The sequence below is a fragment of the Endomicrobiales bacterium genome (assembly GCA_023228045.1).
In the GTDB taxonomy this organism is placed as follows: domain Bacteria; phylum Elusimicrobiota; class Endomicrobiia; order Endomicrobiales; family JALOBY01; genus JALOBY01.
Window position 1 is genome coordinate 42,708 of the sequence record JALOBY010000010.1, and the last position, 8,444, is coordinate 51,151.

General features: G+C 43.8%; 3 protein-coding genes. All 3 read left to right on the top strand.

The genetic code is table 11. The features are described from left to right. Positions 1-40: 40 nt before the first annotated feature. The 3 genes from M0Q46_03520 (at position 41) to M0Q46_03530 (ending at position 8,400) form a co-directional block, all read left to right on the top strand. The gene (locus M0Q46_03520; GenBank protein MCK9582678.1) at positions 41-5,011 is read left to right on the top strand and encodes a hypothetical protein; all 4,971 of its coding nucleotides are present in this window, start codon (positions 41-43) and stop codon (positions 5,009-5,011) included. Positions 5,012-5,140: 129 nt separating this feature from the next. Continuing rightward, complete coding sequence (locus tag M0Q46_03525; GenBank protein ID MCK9582679.1) at positions 5,141-6,655, top strand: PorV/PorQ family protein; 1,515 nt, start codon at positions 5,141-5,143, stop codon at positions 6,653-6,655. A 200-nt stretch (positions 6,656-6,855) separates the two neighbouring features. Then, positions 6,856-8,400: a hypothetical protein gene (locus tag M0Q46_03530; GenBank protein ID MCK9582680.1), complete on the top strand. Its 1,545-nt coding sequence runs from the start codon at positions 6,856-6,858 to the stop codon at positions 8,398-8,400. Positions 8,401-8,444 lie beyond the last annotated feature (44 nt).

Genomic DNA, 8,444 nt, shown 5'->3' on the forward strand with positions numbered 1-8,444 from the left:
ATAAAAGACAACGATGTAAATAACAAATGTGAAAACGACTATGAAAAAACTGGTTTTTCTATCATTGCTTTTACTGGCCGTTAATTCTTTTGCGACGGCGCCGTACGACGGCGGTCCGGGCGACGGATGGGATGTGTGTGCCTTCACTGCGAAAAATCCCTATCTTGCCTTCATAAATGTACCCGATACTCTTACTGCGGGTGTGAGTTCCAGTAATATGGTAGTGCAACTTTTTGATGGCGATGGCAATCCTTTACTCGCCCCCGCAACTTTAACCATCAATCTTGGCTCAACTTCGTCCAACTATTTATTCCAACCGACTGACGTCTACATTAGTCAAGGTCAAAGTCAAAGCAACAATATACATTATACAGATTATGTTGCCGGAAACAGTATCATTGCGGTAAATACGCCCATCTCTGGCTACAGTTGGGTATCATTTCCTTCAGCGATAGCAATCTCTCCTAACGCCACAAATCACTTCACGGTAAATCCCAACGCCGCCGCCGCGGTGTTAGTTGCTGAAGGAATAAATGTAACTGCCTGTGACCAGTATAATAATATCGCAACGAATTATACCGGCACTGCTGTTTTTACATCTACAGGTAGTATGACCATGCCCTCCTCATCTCATACATTTGTTTCGGGTGACAATGGTGTATATTCATTTACAGTTAACGATGCTGTAGTAGAGAAAGTTAATTTAACCGCGACAGATTCGGTGTCTCCATCGGTTACCGGAGTTAGCCCCTCGATACAGTTCAATGGTACATATATTTCCGGTGTTACTGACCTTGGATGGAGTGCGAACCTGATGCAGGGGCAGAACGATGTGGCGATGCTACGGTTTGATATGAAAGCATCGTCGGGGACATCCACATGGAATAAGGTGCGGGTGGACCGTCTTGGGACAAGCACGAACGATGATATAAACTATGCCAAGATATATCTTGATAATGGCAACGGTGTGTTTAACGGCTCTCCGCAGGATGTAATGATAGGTTCTGCGGCCTTCATCGGGAGCAATCCCGGCAGCAAGGCAATGATCAGCGTGACGCCTCAAACGGTGAGTAGCAGTACAACGAAAATGTATTATGTAACCTATGATGTTCCCATAAGTGCGGTGGAGGGTAATACTGCCGGAGCACAGATAGCAGGCGCCAACTATTTTACTATAGCGTCAGGTTTGCCGATGGGCACAAACAATATTCCGGCGGTCAGTTCTACATCAACGATCTTTTCCGTGCCGCGTATTTTGACAATAACGCCAACTGATCTTACTCCAAGCCTGCCGCCGGTGTATCAGGGGCAGAGCGATATAGTGATGGAAAAGTTATTGATAGCGACCGATTTCGGGCCGGTAACACTGAAAAGTGTCAAGATAAACAAATCAGCTGAGTCAACCTGTTTTTCTGGAGATATAAAATCTATTGCGATGTGGCGCGACGACGGCGACAATTTATATGATGCAAGTAGTGATGTACTGATAGCATCAGACACCTTTGCCAGCGGTTCAGTATTATTGAATATGAACGAAAGCGAGACGATAACACCGCAGACCTATTTCCTTGTGGCAGACATAGCTCCGGCATCACATACGGGCGTAACATTCGGGATGGAATGCACGGAATCAAATTTCTTTACAGTAGATGGGCTAAATTCTGTATCTTCAACGCATTTCCCTATCCACACCAGCACCATAACTATCAACCCGATGATTAATATGTTGACGGTTACTCCGTTCAGTGTTGCGCCTGCTGAGGTGTATCAGGGATCAGCCGCAGTGACAATGTTAAAATTTACCTTGACGGCCAACCAGAACTCTATAGTGTGGAGCAGAATAAAAATTGACCAGCTTGGCACTGCGATTGATAGCGATATTTCCGCAATAAAGATATTTACAAACGATGGTACGCTAATCAGCGGGGGAAGCGATGTCTTTTCAAACGGAAAAGCTACTGTGCTTTTGTCACAACCGCAGACGATAATTCAGGGAACGCCGCAGACATATTACGTTACAGTGGATATTAATCCAAATGCCGAGGTAGCGGGTATAACATTGAGCGTGGGAACTACCAGTTATTTGACTGTTTCTTCTCCGAATTATATTTCGCCAGTGAACTTCCCTATACATGGGAATACAACTATTAGGGCTTATCCTGATACGATGATGATACAGCTAACCGCTGTCGGTCCTGCCGCGGTAAACCAGGGTGTGCAAAATGTAAGCATTGTTAAAATGAATATTTGGAGCACGATGAAAACAGTGTTCTGGAGCAATGTGCAAATCTCTAACGCAGGTACTCTGTCTGACAGCGATATTACTGCAGTGAAGATATTTAGGGATGCGAATGCAAACGGGTATTATGATGGAAGTGACTCGCTTATAAGTTCGGGAGTTGACATTTTTAGTGAAACCTCGGCGAATATTACATTGAATAGTCCAGAGTCAATTACTCCGAGTACACGTACATATTTTGCAGTGGTTTCGGTGAGCTCTACCGCTATGCCGACCAATTCTATCAAAATGCAGTTACAGACGAACTTTTTCACGGTGAACTTGCCAAACTCGGTGTTGGGTGGGTTGTTGTTCATCTCTTCGCCTACAATAGTTAACCCGCCGTCGGTGGTGATAAGCGTAAGCGGGACAAGTTTATCCACTGCGTCAGTAAAACAAGGGGCGACTCTTGTGCCTGTAATGAAGCTTGTGATGAATTCAAACAACTACTGGGCGGTATGGCAGAGTATACGGTTGAATCTGTCTGGTACTGCCCAGAACAGTGATATTAGTAGAATTCTAATTTACAAGGACTCAATATCAAGTGGTGTGTTCAATGCTGCTCAAGATGAGCTGCTTAACACAACGGACGATAAATTTGCGCTTAAAACGGCAAATATTACTTTAACATCCCCGCAAACATTGACAACAACGCCGCAGACATATTTTGTTGTGGTGAATATTGATGACAACGCGACTCAGAACGCTACATTTGGATGTAACCTTGCAAGTGAGGGGTGTATCATAGTTGATTTTCCAAACACGGTAAGCTCATCGGGGTTCCCGATAAATTCAGGATTAACCGCTATTGATGCGGAAGTTAATACGGTAACAGTAGTTCCCACGAATTCCGGGCTGGAGTCTGTGATGCAGACGGATACCAATAAAGTACTTGAAGTATTGACATTAAATTCAGATAATTTAGATGTGCTATGGTCGGCATTGACATTGTCGTTGACAACGGCGATGGGCGGGAGCGATACCGATATTTCCGCGATTAAAATATACCGCGTTGTAAACCCTGACGGCTCGTTCAATGGGCCAGGCGTTGATACCACCACTGTGTTGATAAGCGCCCAAAGAACCTTCTCAAACGGCCAGGTGACTATCCCGATGATTACCCCTGAGCACATAACAAATACGCCGAAGAAATATCTTATTGCGGTAGATATCAGCCAGACGGCAACGGTAGGGGCAATGATAGGAATCAGGGCGACGGATCAGACAAGTGTAATTGTAGGCTCTCCTAACATTATAGATCCAGCAAACTTTCCGTGGTCTTGCACGCAGCCCGTGATAAGTGACCAGCCCGACACATTGCTGGTTTCCGGCGCAACGAATCTTGCCGGCGATACAGTAGACCAGGGTGGGGTAAATGAATCCATGCTTAAAGTTGGATTGTGTGTTGATCATGACAGCGCGGTTTTGAGCACTATTAAAGTTACAAAACTGGGAACATTAAATGAGTTAAATGTCAAAGCGGTAAATATATATTGTGACACGAATAATAATGGCATTATAGATGCTCAAGATAATTCGTCTCTCGGCTCTGCGGCCTTTCTGGGAGGAGACGCTACAATTAATATTGTGCCGCAGTTACTGACCCCTACAACGCAGTATTATATTATCAGTTGTGACATTGATACCGGTGCGGTTGTAGGGGCATCACTGGGAGTACAGTTGAAAGATGCAAACAGTTTCTCGGTGGCAGCCCCTGATTTTGTATCTTCGCAAAACCTGCCGTTATCGTCGTCTTTGCCGATAGTTCGTGATATCAGGACGCCCACTAAGCCAATCGTTACCGCAGATAGCGCTTTTACCAGCCATTTCCAGGAGATGAATGCAGCCTGGCAATCGCAAGTGATTGGTGGCACGATTGCAGACAGTCAATATGCAATTGGATCAACGCCCGGCGGAGTGGACGCAAAAAACTGGACTTCAAATGGTACCAATCAGACAATACTGGCACAGGGCTTGTCGCTGAACGATGGGACGACTTACTATATATCCGTAAAAACAAAAAGCAATTTCAATCTTTGGAGTGACATAGGCATAAACACTGGTATAACCGTTGACCTTTCATCACCAACACTTAACGGTACTCCTTCAATAAGTAAAGATGGAACAACCTATATGGTGCAATGGCCTGCGGCACAGGCAGGCGTCTCCGGAGTAATTGGGTATGAACTGCAGCAACGCGTAGGTACTTCTCCTGTTTGGACAACGGTTTCTACGCTTATGGTGGCCGCACCTTCCCAGTCAGGAGCTAAGAAGGCAGCGGGGGTGAACCAGCAAACAAGTTATGTGCTTACCGGACTGTCGGATGGAACCTATTTCTACCGTGTACGCGCACTCAATGGTGCTAATATATGGTCGGAGTTTACTGCGCCTGTCCGACTAGTTGTGGGCATGGTTTCCAGCGATGTTTTCTCTGCGGTCTCCGCATATCCTAATCCCTTTAATTCAAAGAATGCTAAGGTTACGATAAACTATACGCTTAACAGTGATTCTAATGTAAAAATAAAAATTTATGACTTGTACGGTCACTTTGTCAATGAGCTGAATTACTCAAGCGGAGCAAACGGCGGAATGATGGGCAGCAACGATGCTGTCTGGGATAGTACTGACAAAAACGGTGACAAAGTCAGTATGGGCGGCTACATTGCTATTCTGACTTCTGACTTAAACTGCGCGGGCAATAAGGTAGTTGTGAAAATTGGCGTGGTGCATTAATTTTTGACATTACGCAAAACCAAATGATGTTGAAGTTGTAGTCGCAGAGCTTGCTCTGCCGTCGTTGTCGTGAAAGACGCAAAAACCAAATAATGGCAAAGCAAGTTTTGCTATTGCAAGAATAAAATTATGAACATTAAAAAGTTGTTATCATTATCTATGTTTCTATTAATATTTCTTCAGCTTCCCGCCTATTCGCTTGGCGGCAAGCCCGGAGAGATATTTGAATGGGGTATGGGTGGAAGAGCTCTGGGAATGGGGAAGGCTTTTACAGCAGCGGCGGACGATTCATCAGCTTCTTACTGGAACCCTGCAAACATGCCGCGGCTTAACAGCCAGGAAATATCTATGTCACACAATATGCTGTGGGAAGGGACAGGATACGACTCGTTAAGCTATGTCTATCCGACTCCTTTTAGGAAAGCATTCGGTGTAAACCTGATAAAAGTAGGTAACGACGGTTTTGTCGGGACTGATGAGAATAACATTCCTACTGGTAACTTTAGTGTTTCCGATACAGCAATAAAGTTAGGTTACGGCCAGTTCCTGTCGCGTTCGTTCTCAGTGGGTACTGCTTTTAACTACCTCACTCGTAATGTGGGTGTGTATTCAAGTTCCTTAATGAGCCTTGATTTGGGAGCGACATACTTTCCTGATCCGAGAAAGTCATTTGCGTTGAAGGTAGGCAATATCTTCGGTTTTTCAAGTAATACCGATGATCAATTGCCGTTGAATCTGAGGGTTGGTTACGCGCAGAAGTTTTTCAATGATAAGCTGACTGCGTCCTTTGACTATCAGTTTCCTGATCGGTGGTACAGTGGTTTTGAAGTATCATTAAATCCTCTGTTTTTGCGTTTAGGGCTGAACTACGAAGAGATGAGCACCGGTATAGGATATATTTTTAAGAACAATTACCGGCTTGATTACGCCTTAGCACATAGTGTGGATTTAGGATTGTCGCACCGCATTTCGTTTACTTTCAAATTTGGGAAAGACATTACTTACGAGAGGGAAAAGATTATTGCTGACGCAGTGCTCCATGGCGATCAGCAGGTATCAAATGGAAAGTTTAATAAAGCATTAAGTATCTATGAGAGTGTACTGAGCTTTGAAGACAAACCAGTCGCAAGCAAGAGATCCCAGAATATGAAAGCCTTAATGGAACAGGCAGAGCTAAACGATGTACCTTCTAAGCTATCAGAAAGCGAGAATAAAGCGGCAGATTACGAGTGCAAGGCAGTGTATGATTATATGAACAATATGCTGACAGAGGCGTTGTTAAATATTCAGCAGGCGATAAGTATAAACTCGGACAATCAGACATACAAAGCTATAGAAGCGATACTTAAGAAAGAAGGGGCAGTGATAACAGATGAGGATCTTTCACCTGATACGAAGGTGGCGATGAAATTGCATCGCGCAATAAGTTATTTTCAGGACGGAAAATACGATCTGGCGGCCAAAGAGTGCCAAGAAGTGTTGAGACTTGAACCTGACAATGTTATTGCCCATATGCGCCTTGGCTCAACCTATTATGCAGTAGGCATAAAAGATAAAGCTATAATAGAGTGGCGAAGAGCACTTGAGCTGGACCCGAATAACACTGAGCTTCAGCAATTTATACAACAGGCAGGAGAGAAATAGAGGTTCCAAATTGTTTAAAGCAGGCAAAGAAGTGTCGACACTGATAATAAAATAAAGTGCGCAAAAAGAAAAGAATAAGCAGTGTAAATTTTACTTATTTTATTTATAACATTAGCGTTTTTAGCTTGATATAGTGGTGAATTGATAGCCACAAAAGGCATCAAATATCATTAATAAATGAATAAGGGAAGGGCAAGACAATGATACAAAGAGCAGTGGTAAAAAAGAGGACATGGAAAATAGCAGTAAAAGCAGCAATGTTATTTCTATTTGCCATTGTTATATTATGCCCGAAAGCGCAGGGATACAGTGTTGACGATAAATTAAAACTGGAGCAGTTGTATGCGAAACGAGTGAACGATGTGGTGGAAAATATCGTTGGCAAGGGGAAAGTGATAACATATGTCAATGTGTACCTTCTTGATACCGTACAGACGCAAAAAGTGAAAGAGATATATAATATAAGCTCCCCAAAAGGCAATAAATTGGTTGGGTGGAATGAATCAGGTACGAATAATTTTATCCTCCCAGGTATTCCCACAAAAGGCGGACAAGCGGGTGCTGCTATGGGGGCGAGCAAATACGAAAATACGACGGAGCAGCAGCTTGAATTGCCGCAGACGATGCTGAAGAAGATAAAAGTGACGGTAATCGTAGACGCAAAAGTAGCGGAAAAAGACCTGACAACGATCCCTAACATAGTAACGGAGGTGTTAGAGATGGACATGGCTCGGGGCGACTCAATAATGGTGCAGAAAATGCCATTTCCTCTTCCGCCCGGGATTGTGGAGCAGCTTAAAAATCCAGAAATTCTGATAGATGTGGCGAAGTTTGTCACCACAGCGTTGTTGGTGTTTATAGCACTGCTGTTGTTTTTTGGATTGGGGCGTATGTTCTTGAAGGATTTCTCGAAAATAGCAGAAGCGTTTCACATAAGAATGGATGAAAAAATAAGGCATGAACAGATGGAAGAAGGGCGTCTGTCCTTTAATTCAGAGCTTGCAGAAGGGTCTGGGCAGGGACGGAAAATGATAAGTGGTGCGACATCGCCAATAGAGCGTAATGGACAAGATCAGTTTGATTTTGTGAACGAGGCGAATATTGATAGATTGTCTTACCTTTTAAAAGATGAAGATCCACAGAAGATAGCGATAACATTGTCATTTCTAACGCCGCAGAACTCAGCGTATGTATTAGCGAGTCTTGAACCCGCGAAACGGGCAGAAGTAACGAATTTGCTAACGCAGGTGTTTGATGCAGATCCCGACAGTGTGAAAGAGTGGGAACAGCAGGTAAAGAACAAAATAAACTATGTTATTGGCGGCTCAGATGTGGTGACGGAAATGCTGGATACAGCGAACGATCAGGATAGAGAGAGAATATTGTCAGATATTGCGGTAAAGAACCCCGATATGGCAGAAGAATTAAGACAAAACCTTTTTGTATTTGAGAGCATTGCATATCTTGAAGACGCGGATATAAGAACGTTGTTGAGCAAGGTTTCAAACGAACAGCTGGCGATAGCATTACATGGTGCGAGCACTAACTTGATAGCACAACTCCTGGCGAACAAGACAAAGGGCGCGCAGGATATGTTAAACGAATCTATGTCATTGTCACAGAAGATGCCCGAGAAACAGATTCAGGAAGCCCGTCAAATTATAGTGAGAACAGCACGACAACTAATTAAAGATGGATACATTACCCACAGGAAGCCGAAAAAGGTTGAAGCATATATAGTTTAGCTTAGCGTTGCTTTATAGGATGCCATTGCCATATCGTAGCAGTT

Coding starts and splice junctions, on each gene's coding strand:
- M0Q46_03520 (MCK9582678.1), top strand. CDS start 41: ATGAAAAAACTGGTTTTTCTATCATTGCTTTTACTGGCCGTTAATTCT.
- M0Q46_03525 (MCK9582679.1), top strand. CDS start 5,141: ATGAACATTAAAAAGTTGTTATCATTATCTATGTTTCTATTAATATTT.
- M0Q46_03530 (MCK9582680.1), top strand. CDS start 6,856: ATGATACAAAGAGCAGTGGTAAAAAAGAGGACATGGAAAATAGCAGTA.